This is a genomic window from Deltaproteobacteria bacterium (assembly GCA_019308905.1).
Taxonomy (GTDB): Bacteria; Desulfobacterota; BSN033; order WVXP01; family WVXP01; genus JAFDHF01.
On record JAFDHF010000025.1, the window covers coordinates 1 to 17,050 of the forward strand.

At 57.7% G+C, this 17,050-nt stretch carries 14 protein-coding genes, 1 tRNA gene and 1 other RNA gene; 8 read left to right on the forward strand and 8 right to left on the reverse strand.

Annotated elements, in window-relative coordinates:
- Nucleotides 1-247: 247 nt before the first annotated feature.
- The 5 genes from JRJ26_09730 to JRJ26_09750 form a co-directional block, all read right to left on the reverse strand.
- A complete protein-coding gene (locus JRJ26_09730; GenBank protein ID MBW2057760.1) occupies nucleotides 248-796 on the reverse strand; it encodes a hypothetical protein in 549 nt (182 codons plus the stop codon).
- 591 nt (nucleotides 797-1,387) lie between these two features.
- Nucleotides 1,388-2,437: an AAA family ATPase gene (locus JRJ26_09735; GenBank protein MBW2057761.1), complete on the reverse strand. Its 1,050-nt coding sequence runs from the start codon at nucleotides 2,435-2,437 to the stop codon at nucleotides 1,388-1,390.
- A gap of 15 nt (nucleotides 2,438-2,452) precedes the next feature.
- Nucleotides 2,453-2,701, reverse strand: a complete 249-nt coding sequence (locus JRJ26_09740) for a hypothetical protein (GenBank protein MBW2057762.1) — start codon at nucleotides 2,699-2,701, stop codon at nucleotides 2,453-2,455.
- Nucleotides 2,679-2,888 carry a helix-turn-helix domain-containing protein gene (locus JRJ26_09745; protein ID MBW2057763.1) on the reverse strand — a complete coding sequence of 70 codons (210 nt, stop codon included), beginning with the start codon at nucleotides 2,886-2,888 and terminating at the stop codon, nucleotides 2,679-2,681. Before JRJ26_09745 ends, JRJ26_09740 begins: the two co-directional genes overlap by 23 nt.
- A 4-nt stretch (nucleotides 2,889-2,892) precedes the next feature.
- The gene (locus JRJ26_09750) at nucleotides 2,893-3,429 is read right to left on the reverse strand and encodes a hypothetical protein (protein ID MBW2057764.1); all 537 of its coding nucleotides are present in this window, start codon (nucleotides 3,427-3,429) and stop codon (nucleotides 2,893-2,895) included.
- Nucleotides 3,430-3,891: 462 nt separating this feature from the next.
- Here JRJ26_09750 and JRJ26_09755 point away from each other — a divergent pair, with 462 nt between their 5' ends.
- Complete coding sequence (locus JRJ26_09755) at nucleotides 3,892-5,124, forward strand: LssY C-terminal domain-containing protein (GenBank protein MBW2057765.1); 1,233 nt, start codon at nucleotides 3,892-3,894, stop codon at nucleotides 5,122-5,124.
- Here the strand turns inward: JRJ26_09755 and JRJ26_09760 are convergent.
- The 3 genes from JRJ26_09760 to JRJ26_09770 all read right to left on the reverse strand — a co-directional run bounded on the left by JRJ26_09760 (nucleotide 5,125) and on the right by JRJ26_09770 (nucleotide 6,214).
- Nucleotides 5,125-5,199, reverse strand: a tRNA-Pro gene (locus tag JRJ26_09760).
- Between the two features lie 81 nt (nucleotides 5,200-5,280).
- Nucleotides 5,281-5,892, reverse strand: coding sequence for an XTP/dITP diphosphatase (locus tag JRJ26_09765; GenBank protein ID MBW2057766.1), 612 nt, complete (start codon nucleotides 5,890-5,892; stop codon nucleotides 5,281-5,283).
- Nucleotides 5,893-6,019: 127 nt separating this feature from the next.
- A complete protein-coding gene (locus JRJ26_09770) occupies nucleotides 6,020-6,214 on the reverse strand; it encodes a hypothetical protein (protein MBW2057767.1) in 195 nt (64 codons plus the stop codon).
- 321 nt (nucleotides 6,215-6,535) lie between these two features.
- Here JRJ26_09770 and ssrA point away from each other — a divergent pair.
- From ssrA to JRJ26_09805, 7 genes are all read left to right on the forward strand, one after another.
- Nucleotides 6,536-6,892: a transfer-messenger RNA gene (gene ssrA / locus JRJ26_09775) on the forward strand.
- Between the two features lie 703 nt (nucleotides 6,893-7,595).
- Nucleotides 7,596-9,491 (forward strand): tetratricopeptide repeat protein, encoded by a 1,896-nt coding sequence (locus JRJ26_09780; protein MBW2057768.1) that lies wholly within the window; start codon nucleotides 7,596-7,598, stop codon nucleotides 9,489-9,491.
- 1,115 nt (nucleotides 9,492-10,606) lie between these two features.
- The gene (locus JRJ26_09785; protein MBW2057769.1) at nucleotides 10,607-12,175 is read left to right on the forward strand and encodes a sigma-54-dependent Fis family transcriptional regulator; all 1,569 of its coding nucleotides are present in this window, start codon (nucleotides 10,607-10,609) and stop codon (nucleotides 12,173-12,175) included.
- Between the two features lie 450 nt (nucleotides 12,176-12,625).
- Nucleotides 12,626-12,901 carry a DUF3467 domain-containing protein gene (locus tag JRJ26_09790; protein MBW2057770.1) on the forward strand — a complete coding sequence of 92 codons (276 nt, stop codon included), beginning with the start codon at nucleotides 12,626-12,628 and terminating at the stop codon, nucleotides 12,899-12,901.
- Nucleotides 12,888-15,083: an ATP-binding protein gene (locus JRJ26_09795; GenBank protein MBW2057771.1), complete on the forward strand. Its 2,196-nt coding sequence runs from the start codon at nucleotides 12,888-12,890 to the stop codon at nucleotides 15,081-15,083. The genes JRJ26_09790 and JRJ26_09795 overlap by 14 nt, the downstream gene beginning before the upstream one ends.
- 16 nt (nucleotides 15,084-15,099) lie before the next feature.
- Nucleotides 15,100-16,533, forward strand: a complete 1,434-nt coding sequence (locus JRJ26_09800) for a DUF4157 domain-containing protein (GenBank protein MBW2057772.1) — start codon at nucleotides 15,100-15,102, stop codon at nucleotides 16,531-16,533.
- A 3-nt stretch (nucleotides 16,534-16,536) separates the two neighbouring features.
- Nucleotides 16,537-17,022 (forward strand): hypothetical protein, encoded by a 486-nt coding sequence (locus JRJ26_09805; GenBank protein ID MBW2057773.1) that lies wholly within the window; start codon nucleotides 16,537-16,539, stop codon nucleotides 17,020-17,022.
- Nucleotides 17,023-17,050: the final 28 nt, after the last annotated feature.

Here is a 17,050-nt window from a genome sequence, read left to right on the forward strand (position 1 = left end):
CTTCGTGCCTGGCTACCTTTTTGTTCATTCCGCTGACACCAACCCTGATGTCCCGCAGAACATCGTGTAGTTCATCTCTCATCATCGTCTCCTTTCGTGTTTTTTGGCTGAGACTCGAGGGGGAACACCCCCTGAGACTTGGTTCCCGCCTGGGTCCGGCACCTGGGGCCTCCGTTCCCCCTGGGTCGCCGTCCATCACGGGACCATCTCAGAAGTGGGCTGGTCTCAATTCGCTAAGTAAGCGAAATCAAAAGTCATTTCCCATTGCTCTTTCTTCCAGGTAATCCCAGAACTCTTCGGAGTCGCAGTAGTCGCGCCTGGCAAAATCCGTCACAATCACCGAGGGCTTCCCGCTCTCGGGCTCCGGTCGCCCCTCTCCCTTTTTTTTCTCCTTCTGAGGCGCTGAGAGGCCGTCAGACGAGACTTTTTTGTCAGGCAAGGGGTTGGTACTGCCCTCATCGCTTTTGTCTTCAGAGCCCACGACAAGCGCCTTGGGCTTTTCTTCCACAGACCCGGCGTCGCCCTTCTCCCCAGGGGCCGGCAGGGGCGGGAGCTGGTCGTAAAACTCATCAATCTGGACATCGTACAATTTCAAGCCTATTCCGTCCTCGACTGGCGTAGGCATTGCCTCAATCGTGCTCTTGATGCCGCTCAAAGCGCTGACGATTGCCTGACCTTGCTTTGCCGGGAGCTTCCCGGAGTAGAGGTCCGCTATCAACAGATTCAGGAAGTCAAGCATATCCCCAAGGGTCTTGACCTCCTTCAGCTTCTGCTGTAAGACCCGGGCCCGCGGCACTCGCCCACCTCGCTTGCGGCCCTCCTGAATGCGCTTTTGCGTTCGAGGGTGATGAAACGAGCAAAACTGCGAACCTCGCAAAGCCCTGCCTCGACACCTATCGCCGCTCTTCAGAACGGCCTCGCACTGCTGCCCTGTTCGGGTTCCTGTTCTCTCCCTGTTGCTAGTTCCCATCTTTTTCCCCAACATCAGCCTTCTGCTTTCTTCTAAGTAGCCGAAATTACAGCCTGTTTCTTATACCGGCAACGGACACTTAGTCCGTTATCGGGGGTCCCACCACGCGGGTCCGGGGGCTCAGAGCGCCCGCTCGAACGCTTCCTTTTCACCCACCCTACCCCCTCCCCTCGGGGCCACCTGAAGAGAGACAACCCGGATCTTCTTCCTCTTTTAAGAGGTCAGGACCATCTTTAAGGACAAACCCATATATATATAAAGGGGGGTGTCCTCATGCCGAGCCTTACTCCCACAACGGTTTCGCTTGAGCCCACCCCGTTTTGGCACAACTTTCCTTAAAAGACCTATTTTTCATGCATTTTGCCTGTAATTTCAATAAGTTCTGTTTGGGACAAAAAATTTGTCTAGGACATGTCCTCAATGTCCCTTGTCCTCATAAGGGAAGAAATCCCCCTGGCCAGGCAGATAGTATTCAACAGGGCGGCCTTGGGTCTTGAGCTCTTGTGAGACTATCTTCTTGACCGCGTGCGTCTTCTGGATAGCTCTCTGTGCAGTCTTGTCCGACCTCCCCGTCCTGTCGGCCACGGCCCTTATCAGGTCCGCGCGCCTGGCTCTTCCGCCAAGATTCCTCAATGCTTCCACGACATCATGGATACCCACGGCCCCTTGGCTATCCTCGCCCAGGACCTCGTACCAAAGGCTCTGCGGGTCGCGATAGAGAAAAAGCGGGTCCGGGTCCTCATCGTTTCTGAGCTCGAACGACAGCTTGAGATATGAGCGGGGCTCCTTGCCTGACTTGCGATTTAGGGTCAGATAGGTGTCCCCATAATCGGCGATTGCCGATGATCCACGCAATTGATGGGACCCCTCTGGCCGGCCGTCCACGGGTTTTCCGTGATGGTGGACAATCACCAACGCCAAGTTGTGGTCCACGATCAGTCTATCTAGGTTACTGAAGAGCCGGGTCATATCCCCCGCCTTGTTCTCGTCCAAGCTGTGGAATTTGTAGAGCGGATCGAGGATGAGGACTTCCGGGGAGACGCGTCCCAACGTCTCGCTCAAGGCCGCGAGGTCCCTGTCCAGATTCAGCCTGAGTCCTTTCTTTGTGATCTGCCAGAACCAGCCCTGCTCAGGCCACGGGCCACCGTTTTTCATTTTCCTAAGCCTGTCCTGGAGGGAGGCGAGCGAAATCTCGCCCTGCAGGTAGACGACCCTCCGGCGCTTCGGTACGTTGAACTGAAGCAAGAAAGGCGTTCCCGTCGCTATGCACAAGCCCATATTCACCGCGAACAGGCTTTTTCCCAGCTTGGAGACTCCGCCCACGACGGCCACGCTCCTTTCGGGAAGAATGCCGCTGTCGATGACCGGGTTCGTGCTGGGAAGATCTCGACCGATGAGGTCGTTGACATCTTCGATGCTCCATCTTTCAGTTTTTTGCTTGATGCTTGCTGTTGTGGCCCCGTGCATGCCTTACTCCGCGGATCAAGCGGCGCGTCGTCTTTGCCCTGCCCGCCCCGGCTTGCGGTCGAGTGCCTCGTGAAGGGCTCTCTCCCACAGGGTCCTGTCATTTTCGCTGATCAGCTTTGCCTGGACGCGGCACAAAATCTCGAGCCGATCCGCGGTTTCTGACAATTGGCGGATGGCTGTGACAAGGACCCGCGATGCCTCCGTCAACGCTCTGGTGCAGACTTCGAATTTTTCTATGTCGTTAAGACCTTCTAGCAGATCCACGGTCTAAAACCTCCTCAAGGCTGACGCCCGGGCTCTCGAGTACCCATCTGTCGATTTCATCCTTGACAAAGAGAAGCCTGCCTGCCGGCTTGTGGTACGGGATCTTCCGCCGCCAGGCCAGATTCCGTACGGCCGCCGGCGATCGCCCGAGAAGTTGCGCCACGTCTGTGATGGTTAGATATCGCATGTTTCTAGTTCAGCCGCCGAGCCTCATCCTCGGTTATCAGGTTTCGCTCCCGCAAATATGCGACGACACCCGGAGCTCTGGCCAAGAAAGCCTGCAGAATCGGCCAGGTCCGCGCGTACACCTCCTCAATGACTTGGGGGGACAAGCGGCTCAAGACCTCAAGAAAGGCTCCCCTCTTTCTTGCGATTTCGGGGGAGTCACCCGGATGGACGCTTCCCTGCTTGAGAGATTGTATTTGCTGAGCGAGAAGCTCATTCTCCCTGGTCAGGGAATCTACTGTTTTCTGCAGGTCCTGGACGTGAGCCTTGAGTTCGAGGACATAACGGTTGGTGAGACTGTCCTTCTCCCGGATTTGCGCCTTCATCCTTTTTACGTCCTTGAAGGTCAATCTTGCGCGCTCGAGCGCTTTATCCACTTCCTGAATCCGACGGAAAAGTGCCCGCGAGAATGAGAGGTTGCGGGCTTCACTCTCCTTCCTGATTTTTTCGTATATCTCGAGCTCGTCTTCGGACCGGAAATAGATCGTGACCCGTTTCTCCATTATTCACCTCCATCCTCATCGTTTTAATGTAAGTTTACCAGTAGAACTACTTTATGTCAAGCCCCTTCTGCCGGCCCCCTGGTCCCGCTACGGAGTCACAGTGCGTTGCACACTGTTGTGAAAATGTTGGGAGTTTGCCGAGAAAAAGTGGACTTTCTGTGATGTTCTGTGATGTTTCAGAGAGGGTCTAAGTAGGCAAGAAAAAAGGGATTTCCGCTTCTATCAACATTTTACGGAAATCCCGCGTTAGGGATTAGAAGTCCGTTGCTCTTTCCATTGAGCTACAGGCGCATCAACGGTCTCCTCTTCTTCCATCCCCTCATCATCCGGGAGGCGCCCCGATTCTTTCACCCGAGCCCCTTCCCGCTGTCTTTTTCAGACTATTTATAGCCCCTCCGGAAACGCCAGTCAAGACATGAGGCGGCTGGGGTTTCCCCGCTCCGGAGCCCAGAAGGGGGCACCGTGAATCAAGAAACTCCGGTTGTTGAGCCCCTTGACGCGGTCTGCTCGGACAGTCTATACTGCTTCTCACCGGAAAACCGCAGGGGTCTCAATGTTCCGGAGTTCCCGGGTTACCTCTCATGCCTTGACGAGGATTGGATCTTTCAGACCCGCGTCGACCCTGACTACTACTCTCCAGCCGAGGTGGCCTACATAAAGCGTTTCCGCTTCTCCAGATCCAAGAACAACAGGATGAGGGCTCACTTCGAGAGCATGGACGTGCCGGTGCTGGTCCCCCCGAAAGAGACGGTCTCGGGCTTTGTCCATACCGATGCAGATCCGGGGTTCAAGTACGTCAACGTGGTCCTCGTGGGGTTCGAGAGTGTGGAGATCTTCAATATAGTGGTCGAGGTGCCCGGGATAAAGGCCGATTACGAGGAGGTCGATCTCGACAGCCTGTACTCCCGGGAAGAGATCGTCGACTGCGACGAAGAGGAGTTACGGGCTGCTCTTGAAAAGATGCCGTGCTGTACGACCAACAAGAGGGGGACAGGCAAGGGGGACCCCTTGAACCTGGTCTTCATCGGGGACGTCGAGGATCTGCTCGTGGCGCTGGTCGGAAGCGGGTGGGACGTAACCGAGAGGATGTCCTCCGGCTCTATGTGGAGGACGGTGAAGTCCTTTTTCCTGGGCAAGCGTTACCGGCACTCCCCGGTGAGTTCACTCTATGTCTTCGGACGTCGGCAGGACGCGGCGTTCCAGAAGGCTCGCCAGTCAGTCAACGAGCGAAACCATCTCCGCCTCTGGCTGAGCCCGCTTCGTTTCAAGAACAAGCCCGTCTGGATCGGCCAGATAAGCCGCGATATCGGCGTCAAGTTCACCCTAAGGGTAGGTTTCCTTACGACCCACGTCATCGATCCGGACGTGGACAATGACCGATGGTACCTCATCCAGAACCTCGTCGAGGCACACGCCCTTGCCAAGCTCGGCTATGTCGCCGGAGTCGGCAAGGCTCCCCCGGATAACCCCAAGCACAACCTCGGTGGAGATCCTTATTTCACGGACGGTTTGCGTGCTGTTATGGTGTGCACGAAATTCCCCGTCAGGTTCAAGGATGTGGAACTCTTCGATTGGGAGTTCCCCCCTCAAAGTGAAAAGTACAGGGACTATCTGGTGCGCCAGGTCAAGCCCGGCAGAAAAGAAAGCCGCCCTGACCGGGCGGCTGGATTCTCTCATCGCAGGGGAACCAGATAATCGGGGCGAGCCGATTTGAACGGCCGACCTCCTGCTCCCAAGGCAGGCGCGCTAACCCGGCTGCGCTACGCCCCGGAAAGTACAATACATATCATGGACTCGGCTGCCGGACAAGTCCCGGGACCCGTGTTTCCAGGCAAACCATAACAAAAGGGCTCACAAAGACCTGCCCTCCTCCCCTTCCTGTCTCAACACATCCTTCAGTCTTCTCAAGGCCTTGCCCCTGTGACTCACGCGGTTCTTTTCGTCCTGGTCCAGCTCTGCAAAGGTCTTGCCCAATGGAGGGAAAAAGAAGAGAGGATCGTAACCGAATCCCCCGGTTCCCCTCCTCTCGGAGGTGATCATGCCACGGCAATCCTCTTCGATAATTCTCTCCTCCCCAGACGGCCATACAATCGCCAGGACGCAACGAAACGAGGCACCCCTTCTCTCCGGTGGAACTCCTTCCAAAAGCTCAAGGAGCTTCTCGTTGTTCTCTTCATCGGTAGCCCCCTGGCCTGCAAACCGTGCGGAAAGGACCCCCGGCTTGCCATCAAGGGCATCGACCTCGAGACCGGAATCATCGGCAAGCGCCGGTCTGCCGGTCAGTCTGGCTACGGTCCTGGCCTTGCTCAGGGCGTTCTCCGTAAAGGTGTCGCCCTTTTCCTCCACCTCCCCCACCTCTGGGAAATCCTCTAACGAGTATGCCCGCCAGCCCTCCCTCTCAAGGCATCCCTTGATCTCACGAACCTTGCCCCTGTTTCGAGTTGCAAGGACTATCTCTGAGATATCAAACCGCCGGCTTCGACTTCCATCTCCATGCACGATATACCCACTCCGGTTCCAGTTTTCTCTTCACCGTCTATGTCCCTTGAACCTCAAGAAAAACAGGTTCCCGGGTATACCCGGGTTTCCGCTAAAGCAACCCTCCTGCTTTGACCTTTAGAATCTTCTCCTGCCCCCTTCTCCGCAGGTTCCTGGCGAGCTGTTCGGCCTCTCTGGCCGAGTGTGCCCATACGTACTCGATATGCCGAACCTTCGGATCCCCCTCCCTAATGATGCGGACCTTGTAGAGTCTCTTTCTCGCTCCTTCTCCAGCAATCGCCGTCATCCAGACCACCTCCTGCTACTGTCACATAGACCGTCCTCTGTTTCCCCAGGCCACATCCCTCGCTTCTCAAGAAAAACCCCTCGCGCTTCTACCGGTGAGCCATCGCATACCCCATAGAGCTATTACCCGAATCGGATCTTCGTAATCAGACATTCTTTGTACCACAAAGGAGCGGCCAAGGCCAACAAAAAACACCTCCGAGCCTGGAGGAGCGACACCGGCCCGGCGCACGAGATTACGCTGAGCCAAAAACCTCTCCATCGTCCGAGCCGACGGATAGTCCGGAAATTTCCTAAAAAAGATGGTATACTTAAACGAAACGGGGGCGAAATGGGTTCGACGGGGGTGATAGACACTAGGGTTGCATGCCGAGGTCCTGTTGCCTCGTTAAACAAACAGGAACAAAATACTCGCAGACAACTACGGGTACGCTCTGGCTGCCTAAGGGCAGCCAGCGTCCTTCCAGCCTTCTCCTGCGGGGCTGAAAAGGGCGTCATGCTAGCAGGATAGCTCCTTTCCCGAGGCTCATAGGGAAAGGGGCGAACCCCTTTTGAGCTACCGAGTCTGAGATCCTTCCCGTTGGAGATCAGAGGAGGGAAATCAAAAAAACGGGATAAGCATGTAGAGATCCTAGGGGAACACTTCCGGACGGGGGTTCGATTCCCCCCGCCTCCACCAGTCTTCGTTCTGAAAAGCATTCGCTTTTCAGAACTTCGCCTCGGCAAGCCATTGACAAGGCGAACCGGGAGGGGAAGGCTGCCGCGCTGAAGCTGAACAGCGCAGGCGGGCACTTTTCATTTCCATCTTACCAATCGCTCGAAGCCACGGCTCGGCACTCCAGGATAAGGAATACGAAGTTCTACTACGTCTATATCCTTCAATCAGAGAGAGAACCGGAACGGTTTTACACAGGGTTCACTGGAAACCTTGAGAACTGCCTGAAGACCCACAATACCGGGCAATGTTCCCACGCATCCAAACACAAACCGTGACGGGTCAAAACAGCTATTACGTTTTCCGATCGAGAAAAAGCGGTGGACTTTGAACGCTATCTGAAAACGCCCTCCGGTCGCGCCTTTGCGAAGAAACGCCTGTGATCGATGCTGGTGGTCATTGCTCCTAAAACACCAGACGTATTCTGTTCCATCCTTCCATCCGGGCAGAACACCCTCACGAAGCCACCATCTATGCCGTGGAGGTACCCCGATGGCGGCTGGCCTTGCCCGAAGGCTGTGCCTGGTACCAACCCGACCTGCCGAGGAGACCATCGTAACTTGCCATCCTATCCCCCTTGGTATAGACTACAGCTCGGTGATTCCCGGCAATCAACTACCTTGTAATACTTTTCCACTCTCTCACAGATCCCCGGAGGGGTGACCCCATGACCGGTGAACGGTACGAACGGAAGCTCACGGCTATCTTGAGTGCTGACGTAAAAGGCTACAGCCGTCTCATGGGCGAGGATGAAGAGGCGACCATCCGAACACTGACCGCCTATAGAGAGGTGATGGCTAACCTGATCCAGAAGCATCGCGGGCGAGTGGTAGATTCCCCCGGGGATAATGTGCTCGCGGAGTTCAAGAGTGTGGTGGATGCGGTACGTTGTGCCGTGGACATCCAGAAGGAGATCAAGGTCAGAAACGCTGAGATGCAAGAAAACCGGAGGATGGAGTTCCGTATCGGGGTCAACCTTGGAGATGTGATCGAAGAGGGAGAGCGGATCTATGGCGACGGTGTCAATATTGCGGCCCGACTCGAAGGATTGGCCGAGGCCGGGGGAGTCTGCATCTCCGGGACTGTCCACGACAGCATTGAGAACAAGCTTGCCTTGGGGTATGAGTACCTGGGGGAACAAGTCGTCAAGAACATCAAGAGGCCGGTGCGGGCCTACCGCGTCCTGATGGCACCTGAGGCTGCGGGCTCCCTGGTGTACAGAAAGAGAAGGGATGACCCGAGGCATAAACGGAGGGCGACTCTGACTCTGGTGGTGGTCTTGGTTGCCGGAGCTGCCTTCGGGGTATTTTGGAACCATTTCTTGCGCCATTCCCCTCCTTCAAAGGAGGTGACCCCTGAAAAGTCGCCGGTGCTTGAGCTACCGGACAAGCCCTCGATCGCGGTACTGCCTTTTGCCAATATGAGCGGAGATCCGGACCAGGAGTACTTCAGCGACGGGATAACCGAAGACCTTATCACCGACCTTTCCAAGCTCTCAGGGCTGTTTGTTATCGCTCGCAACTCTGTCTTTACCTACAAGGGGAAGTCAGTGAAGGTAGAGGAAGTGGGGAGGGAGCTGGGAGTGCGGTATGTTTTGGAAGGAAGCGTTCGTAAGGCTGGAGACCAGGTGCGGATTACTGCACAGCTGGTGGATGCCGCCACAGGAGGACACCTGTGGGCAGAGAGATATGATGGGGATCTGAAAGACATTTTTGCGTTACAAGACGAGGTGACGCAGAAGATCGTGTCCGCTCTGGCTGTGAACCTGACCCAGGATGAGCGGGAGCGTCTGGTAAGGAAACACACCGACAACCTGGAGGCCTACGACTATACCTTGCGGGGACTGGAATATCTTTTTCGCTTTACTGAAGAGGCCAATACTCAGGCGCGAAAGATGTTTGAAAAATCCGTCGGCCTGGATCCGGAGTATGCCATAGCGTATTCGCTGTTGGGTTCGACCCATTTACTTGAGTGGTCTCTCGGGTGGAGCCAAGACTCTCAGTCCCTGGAGCGGGCGTTTGAGCTGGAGCAAAAGGCCATAGGCCTGGACGACTCGCTGCCTGAACCCCATCGTTTCCTGGGGGATGTCTATTTGTGGAAAAAGCAGCATGACCGGGCCATCGCTGAATATGAGAAAGCCATCGCTCTCGACCCTAACGATCCCGATGGGTTTCAGGGCCTGGGGAGTATTCTGACCTGGGCTGGACGGCCTGAGGAGAGTATCGGACTGGTAAAGAAGGCCATCCGTCTGGACCCTGTATATCCGGTTTTCTATTTATTCACCTTAGGCCATGCCTATTTCTTGACAGGGCAGTATGAGGAGGCAGTCACCACACTCAGGAGGGCCCTGAACCTCAACCCCAATTTTTGGCCTTCCCACCTCTACTTGGCTGCCAGTTACGTTGAGCTGGGGCGGTACGAGGAGGCCCGGGCCGAGGCGGCGGAAGTCACGAGGCTAAGCCTCCAGACCTCTACCGAGACCTGGAAAGAGAGACTCCCCTACAAGGATCATGGGGTACTCGAGCATCTACTCGACAGTCTCCATAAGGCAGGACTCAAGTGACGTGGCTGTCTGGCGATCTGTCCTGCCTGGATCCTTGCAATGGCTATCTCAGAGTGCGGACCAGTGGCGGACGGGGAGGTAGTTGAGTGGTTCAGTTATGGACATGATTTCGGGAACTCGCCGAACAGTTCTCGGTCACTGTTGCTTTTGATGATTCGAACAACTTCCCCGATCGATCGCCTTTGGGGGAAAAGACAACACAATACGAACGTGTTCCGCTGCCACCTCCATCTCGACAATTTCAAACCCATACTCCTCGCTGGTTCCCTCGTATCAACTGCTCGGCTCGTTCCCTTATATCCCCACGTGCGAATATCTTCTTCAGATACTTCGGGCACCACCCCAGATGATAACTCGGAAGGGAAAAACGGCGCATCTTTCACAGGCTCCTTTGGCCAACCCGTCTATGCCTGTCCCCTCACCTGAGCGCCGCGGCTTCCTTTTCATGGGGCTCCAAGTCCGGATACCACTTGAAACACGCACCTATAAGACGAACTCCCTGACGGGGATCTCCGGAACGGCAACGACTTACTCGGACGAGCATGACAAGGCCTCCCCTGACCCGACTGCCATCCTTAGGCCAAGACACTTCCGTGGGCTGGAAGCTCCGGCGGTCTCATCGGCCAAGAAAAACGACCTAGCCATTTGTCCTACAATCGATTTTCTCGGCTCGGGCCATATCCGACTATCCCACATTGAGCCCCTTCTTTGAGAGGAATCTGTTTCCAAGAGCACCCGGGGGTCCTAGGATCACCTCTGTCTCCGGGCGACATTGCGGAAGCGGTGGGCCACCCATCGGGAATGAGTGGGCGCCGCCCTGAGAGCAGCCGAAGAAAATGAAAAGCCCCGCCTTCAGAGCGGGGAGGGGGCAGGAATTCTCCACCCGCCAACCCTGACAGGGTTTCTCCGTGAGCCTGCGAGCAAGGGAAAGGGCATTCCCCCGGCAGACAAGGAAAAAACCGTAATGTCAGTTACTTGGAATAAGCCCCGACCGAAACCTCGGGAAACTCCAAGACTTTCTCCTTGACAAGCTCCTTTCTGCCTGCTATTGATCGGAATTGACTCCCTTTGTCAGCAAGCAGGACAAAGGGGCGCCAGACTTCCCGTTCAGAGCCATGGCTCGCCGAGGGAAGCCCGCTGCCGCAGCGAAGATGGACCACCTGGAGACCCGGGGGGGCGCCCGTGGAAGCAGGGCGGCCGTGATGTATCCCGAAGATCCGGCAAGAGGATGTCTGGCGGTTTCGGAGAGGGCCTTCACGACAGATCCAATGCTGGATCCGGGGTTCTCCATGGGGACTCTGAGTCTGGTGCCCAAGGGGGGAATCATGAAGCCGACCATCCTGATTGCCGAAAGGGATGAGATCCTGCGCCGGAATGTGAAATCCGGATTGATCGCACGGGGGTATGAGGTTGTTGAGGCCTGGGACAGAACGGGGGCTCTACGATCCTTCCTGCACAGCTCTCCGGACCTTGTCCTGATAGGCACATCCCAGGGGACCGGCTGGGACGGCCTCGGAGTGGCCGTGGACATTCGGAAGCAAGACCGGATCGTTCCCGTAATTCTGATCGCAGAGCACAGTTCCGAGGCCCAGGCCATTGCGGCCCTCAGGGCAGGGGTCAGCGACTACTTGAAACGGCCCCTCCCATTCGCAGAACTGCTTGCCAGCGTGGAGCGGAACCTTCACTCTGCAGCGGGGCGACTCTTTTCACCCCCCCAGGCGGGGACTCCGGGCTCCTTCGACCTCGAGCCGATGATCGGTGAGAGCCGCGCCATGCAGGAGATCAAGGCGTACCTCCTCAAGGTCGCCGCCACGGACAGTACGGTCCTCATTACCGGTGAGACCGGAACGGGCAAGGAACTGGCTGCGGAGATGATACACAAGAAGAGCCCGAGGCACAAGAAACCCTTTGTCTGTATCAACTGCGCCGCCCTGCCCGATACTCTCCTTGAGAGCGAGCTGTTCGGCTTCGAAAGGGGGGCCTTCACAGGTGCTCTCGCCTCCAAGCAGGGAAAATTCGAACTCGCCCGGGGCGGGACGGTTCTCCTCGACGAGATCGGAGACATGAGCCATTACGCCCAGGCAAAACTCCTCAGGGCAATAGAAAAAAAAGAGGTGTCCCACCTGGGGGGGAAGCAGGACATACCCGTCGACGTCAGGGTCATCGCGGCCACCAATCAGGACCCGGAGCAGATGGTGGCACAGGGCAAATTCAGGAAGGACCTTTACTACCGGCTCAACGTGGCCCGAATCCACCTGCCGCCTCTGCACGATCAGAAGGAGGACATACTCTGCTTGCTGAACCACTACATGGCGGAGATGAACCGGCGGTTCAGGAGGAGAGTTGAGGGATTCACGGAAGAGGCTCTTGCATCCCTCCTCCATTACGACTGGCCGGGGAACGTTCGAGAGCTCAAGAACCTGCTGGAAGCCACCTTCATAAACCTGCCCTCCAGGAGGATAACCTTCTTGGATCTGCCGGAACCATTCCGCAGGCGGCTCAAGGAGGTTAGGAACATTCCCCAAGCCGAGCGGAACCGGTTACTTTCGGCTCTGTTTGCCACCAACTGGAACAAGAGCAAAGCAGCCCAGAAGCTCTCTTGGTCCCGTATGACCCTCTACCGCAAAATGGCCAAGTACCATATTGTCACAAAGCCCTGCCCTCCAAAGCCGAAAAAGGGTTGAGAGGCGTAAAGGACAGCCCGGTTCGGACCCAGGGAAAGCTCCCCTCTGTCTGTGATTGCACGGGGAGGCTGTCACGTGGTGACAGGGGGTGTCACAGGCCGGGGTTACACCGGGCCGGCAGTCCGCTCCGGGTTGAGCCTCTCCCACCAGGCCGGGTGTTTTCCGCCTTTTCTCCCGGATTTTCCCGGGCCATTCCACCCATTCGCCGTGCCCTGCCCTGCTCCCCGGTCGAAACGGGCTGTCTCGCTCTGGTGTGACATTTCACCCAAACCGGGGTGAAGACTGGCACCTCGCGTCTGGCGGGAATGTCGCCGCGGGCAACGTCCAGAAGCGAGAGCTTTCCTCCTTTTGTGCCTTGGCAGCGATCTTGCCCCAAAACGCCGCCTAAAAGGCTCCCCCCCCTGCCGGTCGAAGACCGGAGAGAGCGCGTTCGGGAGCTGGGAGGTATCCATGGAAAAGGAGGGTCTGGCCTCCGGTGCTGCCGGTCAGCTGGAAGGGCGATACGCCAACTACTTCAAGGTCGGTCACAACGCGTTTGAGTTCGTCCTCGACTTCGGGCAGCTCTATCCCGAAAGCACCGAGGCGCAGGTTCACACCAGGATCATCACCAGCCCGATCTATGCAAAAACCCTTTTTGAGACGCTCCGGGAGTCTATAGAACAGTACGAAAAGAACTTTGAACCCATCAAGAACCACCAGGGAAACTCCTCTGATGGATGGCTATGAGGAAAGTCTGGACCATCTGTTGATGGAACTCCATCGGATTGCTCTCCTGATTCGGGCTCAGGTTGTCAGGTTCCGCGCCACCGGACAGGCGGCCATGGACGAGTTCAGGGGCCTCTGCATCAGAGAAGAGGATGTCGACGCCATTCTTGCAAGGAGGGGCCCTTTCGAGACCCGGGAGCAAGACGTTCTGCCGGGGTTGACACCGCTCCGGGACGAGCTTGCCTCCCTGGAGAGAAGGATCTCGGAAAGGAGGACCATGAGCCTCCGGAACGGGACCCTCCTCCGTCTGGAACGGCTCAGGGAACTCTTCGATCTCACAGAGTTCGATGTCGACCTCCTACTGGTCTGCCTCATGCCGGAGCTCGACCTCCGTTACGAGCGCCTCTACGCTTACCTCCAGGACGATGTAACAAAGAGGAGGCCCGGGGTGGACCTGGCCATCCAGCTTCTCTGTCCCTCATTCGAGGCCAGGCTCACCGCACGGAGACGTTTCGCCCCGAGAGCACCCCTTATCAAACACCGCCTCGTCGAGCTCTTCGACGACCCCTCTAATCCAAGGCCTACTCTGCTCGGCCGGTACATCAAGATAGACGAGCGGGTAGTCGAATACCTGCTCGGGTCCGACGAGCCTGACACCCGTCTCCTTCCCTATGCCAGACTCATCCTGCCCCGGGCCAGCCTGGAAGACCTACTCCTTCCGACCCATGTCAAACGCCGTCTCAGAGGCATTGGCCGTCAAAAGGGACCAAACGGCAAGGGCCCGGTCCTCTATCTTCAGGGCCCTTACGGTGTGGGAAAGCAGGTCACTGCAGAAGCGGTGTGCCGCGAACTCGGCCTGAGGCTGCTGGTAGTCGATGGAAGGCGGCTGCTGCAGGCCGAAAATCCCCCCCTTGAGAGCGCCTTGGCGATCATCAGCCGGGAAGTGCGGCTCCAGGGGGCTGCTCTCTACTGGGCCGGATTCGACGCTCTTTTGGCCGACGACAAGCGGCCTTCCCGGGATCTGCTCATCCGCGAGTTGGAGGATTGCGGCGGGTTGGCCTTTCTGGCAGGCGAGACTTCCTGGGAGCCGGTGGACGCGCTCCACGAAACGCCCTTTGTGCGCGTCGAATCCCGCCGCCCCGGGTACGCCGAAAGGCTGCACCTCTGGACAAGGTTACTCCGGGACACCGGGACTACCGAGGCAGGTCTGGATCTGAGGGCCCTGGCCAACAGGTTCGCCTTGACAGGAGGCCAGATAAGGGATGCTCTCGCCACGGCCCGCAACCTGGCCCGGTGGCGCAACCCTGAGAACGGCCATGTGACCACGGGCGATCTCTACCGAGCCTGCCGGTTGCACTCAAACCGCAGACTCGCGGTGCTGGCCCATAAGATCAAACCCCGCTACCTCTGGGACGACATCATCCTCCCGGAAGACCGCCGCCGCCAACTGCGGGAAATCTGCAACTGCGTCAAGTACCGTTCCCTGGTCTACGAGGATTGGGGTTTCGACCAGAAGCTCTCCCTGGGCAAGGGGCTCAACGTCCTGTTCGCGGGGCCCTCCGGCACGGGCAAGACCATGGCGGCAGAGATAATGGCCCAGGATCTGGGGCTCGACCTCTACAAGATCGACCTGTCGGGAGTGGTGAGCAAGTACATCGGTGAGACCGAGAAGAACCTGGCCCGCATCTTCGCCGAGGCCGAGACGAGCAACGCGATCCTCTTTTTCGACGAAGCCGATGCACTCTTCGGAAAACGAAGCGAAGTACGCGATTCCCACGATCGCTATGCCAATGTCGAGATCAGCTACCTGCTCCAGCGAATGGAGGAGTACGAAGGCGTCGTCATCCTGGCCACCAACCTGCGCAAGAACATGGACGACGCCTTTGTAAGGCGAATGCATTTCGCGGTGGAGTTCCCCTTCCCCGGAGAAAGGGACAGGCGGCGCATCTGGGAGGGCATCTGGCCAGAGCAGACCCCTCTGAGCCAGGACCTGGATCTGGATTTCATGGCACGCCAGTTCGAAATCGCCGGGGGCAACATCCGAAACGTGGCAGTGGCCGCTTCTTTTCTGGCCGCTGATGAGGGAGGCGTCCTGAACATGTCCCACCTGATCCGGGCCACACGGCGCGAGTATCAGAAGATGGGCAAGGTTCTGAGTGAAGGAGAGTTCGGGAGGTACGCCAGGCTCGCAGAGACACGATAGGGCAAGGTGGAGGACAATGGAGGAGCGGAAACTCGAATCACGGAAAAAACCCCAACCGTCCCAGATCAGGCATTCCCCAAAGACGACGAACCCCCTGTTCCATCAACCGGACCTTTTGGCCAGACTGGGCTCGAGAGCCCGAGGCGGCCCTGCCGCCACGGCCGACGGATCAAGACTCAAAAGAGCCCTCTCCTCGAGACTGGCCCATGCCGGCCTGTCCCTGGTCAGGTTGCAGCAACGATACGGAAACCGTTTCGTCCAGAGGGTATTGGCCCTGGCCGCGGAAAGGAGTGAGGAACAAGAGGTCTCTCCAGAGCTGGAAGAGACGATCGACCGCGCCCGAGGAGGAGGCCGGCCTCTGGACCCGGAGAGCCTTGCCAGGATGGAGCCTGCCTTCCATGCCGATTTCAGCAGGGTTCGGGTCCACACCGACCAAGAAGCAGACTCCCTCAGCCAGGCCCTCAATGCCCGGGCTTTCACCACCGGGAGGGACATCTTCTTCCGGGAGGGGGCGTATGATCCGGGCAGTTCGGCCGGCCGGGAACTGCTTGCCCATGAACTCACGCACGTGGTGCAACAGAGCGGGGAGGAGATCAAGCCGAAGCTGATCCTGGGCCTGCCCGGAGACGAGTACGAACGGGAAGCAGACGAGGTTGCAAAGGCCGTGGCCCGTAAGGAAAACCGGAGTGTTGAGCGGCAGGCCGAAGAGGAAAAAGAGGAAGAGGAGCCCATCCAATTGAAGGGCGGTGGGATCGGGGTTGACCGGCAGGCCGGGGAAGGCCAAGAGGCAAAGGATCCCAGGGAGACCGAAGACGCAGGATTCGGGATAGAAGTGGAGCCGGGACCGGTGACGCCCATTTCAAAACCCCTGTCCCGGCCTGTTCCCACCACTGAAGAGGAAGAAACCGCCCAGGCCACACTCCAGCGAAAGAGCAGCGACACCCTCCGCATCCAGAGGATCACCCCTGAAGCGGTAGGCGCGGCAGTGGCGGTCATCGCCGTGACCTACACGGTCGTAAAGGACATCGTAGATGCCCTCGACGGGGACGTCAAATACTCCTTTGACCGCATGCGCGGGCAGAAGTACCCGAGAAACAACAAGAACTGGGAGAAGATAACCCCCTGGTACTCTACATACGTGGATCTGTCTATCTGGCGCAAAAACGGGTTCGGCACAAGGACGGGAATGAAGGTCCGGGTCCACTGGGAATACAATGGATACGGATTGAGCGGCGTTTACATTACAAAGCGCTGGGCAGGTGATGCCCCAATGTGGGGCGCGAAGTTCACCTGGTTGATCCAACCCCTGATGGCCGTGAGGAAAGACGTAAACGGCAATCCGGTCGCCCTGGTGAGGGTCGTCCTCGATGGGACGTACACAAGGACGCTTGCATCCGACATCTCTTCCAACCACTCCTGGATCATCGATGGAGAGGGAAAGTGCAGGTAGAGTATGGGAAACCACCCGTCAGGATCCGATCCTATCGATTCCGAGCCCGAGACCTTCCAAATCGAGAGGGACGTGGTCCAACTCAACAACATCGAATGGACCCTTGAGAGCCTAAGGGGCGTACTTGGGCCGGGACAGGCGAGGCCCGAAGCGGTCCCGGGCCGGGGAGAGTGGAAAACCGCGTCTTTTGAGGAGGCTCTGGTGCCCGAAACATCGGCTCTCCGCCTCAAGGCGACCTGGTCATGCAGGGACGGCCTTCTGTCTGATCTGAGCGTCACTCCTCTTCCCGCTGCAGACTACAAGGCACCCAGGGGAAGCCACATCGAGGTGAGGCTTACCCCTCTCATGGCGACTGTCCCGGACCCGGAGGGAAGGCCGGGTGCCCAGCTCACCATCTCTGTTGAGCTCGCCCTGGGAGAGACCCATGATTCCCGGGAATTCCGCATCAACGGCCATGGAGGCTGGCAAGAAGTCCGGCAGGAGGAATAGGAGAATGAGGCTGCTCCCGGCAGAGATC

Coding starts and splice junctions, on each gene's coding strand:
- JRJ26_09735 (MBW2057761.1), bottom strand. CDS start 2,437: ATGCACGGGGCCACAACAGCAAGCATCAAGCAAAAAACTGAAAGATGG.
- JRJ26_09745 (MBW2057763.1), bottom strand. CDS start 2,888: ATGCGATATCTAACCATCACAGACGTGGCGCAACTTCTCGGGCGATCG.
- JRJ26_09750 (MBW2057764.1), bottom strand. CDS start 3,429: ATGGAGAAACGGGTCACGATCTATTTCCGGTCCGAAGACGAGCTCGAG.
- JRJ26_09770 (MBW2057767.1), bottom strand. CDS start 6,214: ATGACGGCGATTGCTGGAGAAGGAGCGAGAAAGAGACTCTACAAGGTC.
- JRJ26_09780 (MBW2057768.1), top strand. CDS start 7,596: ATGACCGGTGAACGGTACGAACGGAAGCTCACGGCTATCTTGAGTGCT.
- JRJ26_09785 (MBW2057769.1), top strand. CDS start 10,607: ATGGCTCGCCGAGGGAAGCCCGCTGCCGCAGCGAAGATGGACCACCTG.
- JRJ26_09790 (MBW2057770.1), top strand. CDS start 12,626: ATGGAAAAGGAGGGTCTGGCCTCCGGTGCTGCCGGTCAGCTGGAAGGG.
- JRJ26_09795 (MBW2057771.1), top strand. CDS start 12,888: ATGGATGGCTATGAGGAAAGTCTGGACCATCTGTTGATGGAACTCCAT.
- JRJ26_09800 (MBW2057772.1), top strand. CDS start 15,100: ATGGAGGAGCGGAAACTCGAATCACGGAAAAAACCCCAACCGTCCCAG.
- JRJ26_09805 (MBW2057773.1), top strand. CDS start 16,537: ATGGGAAACCACCCGTCAGGATCCGATCCTATCGATTCCGAGCCCGAG.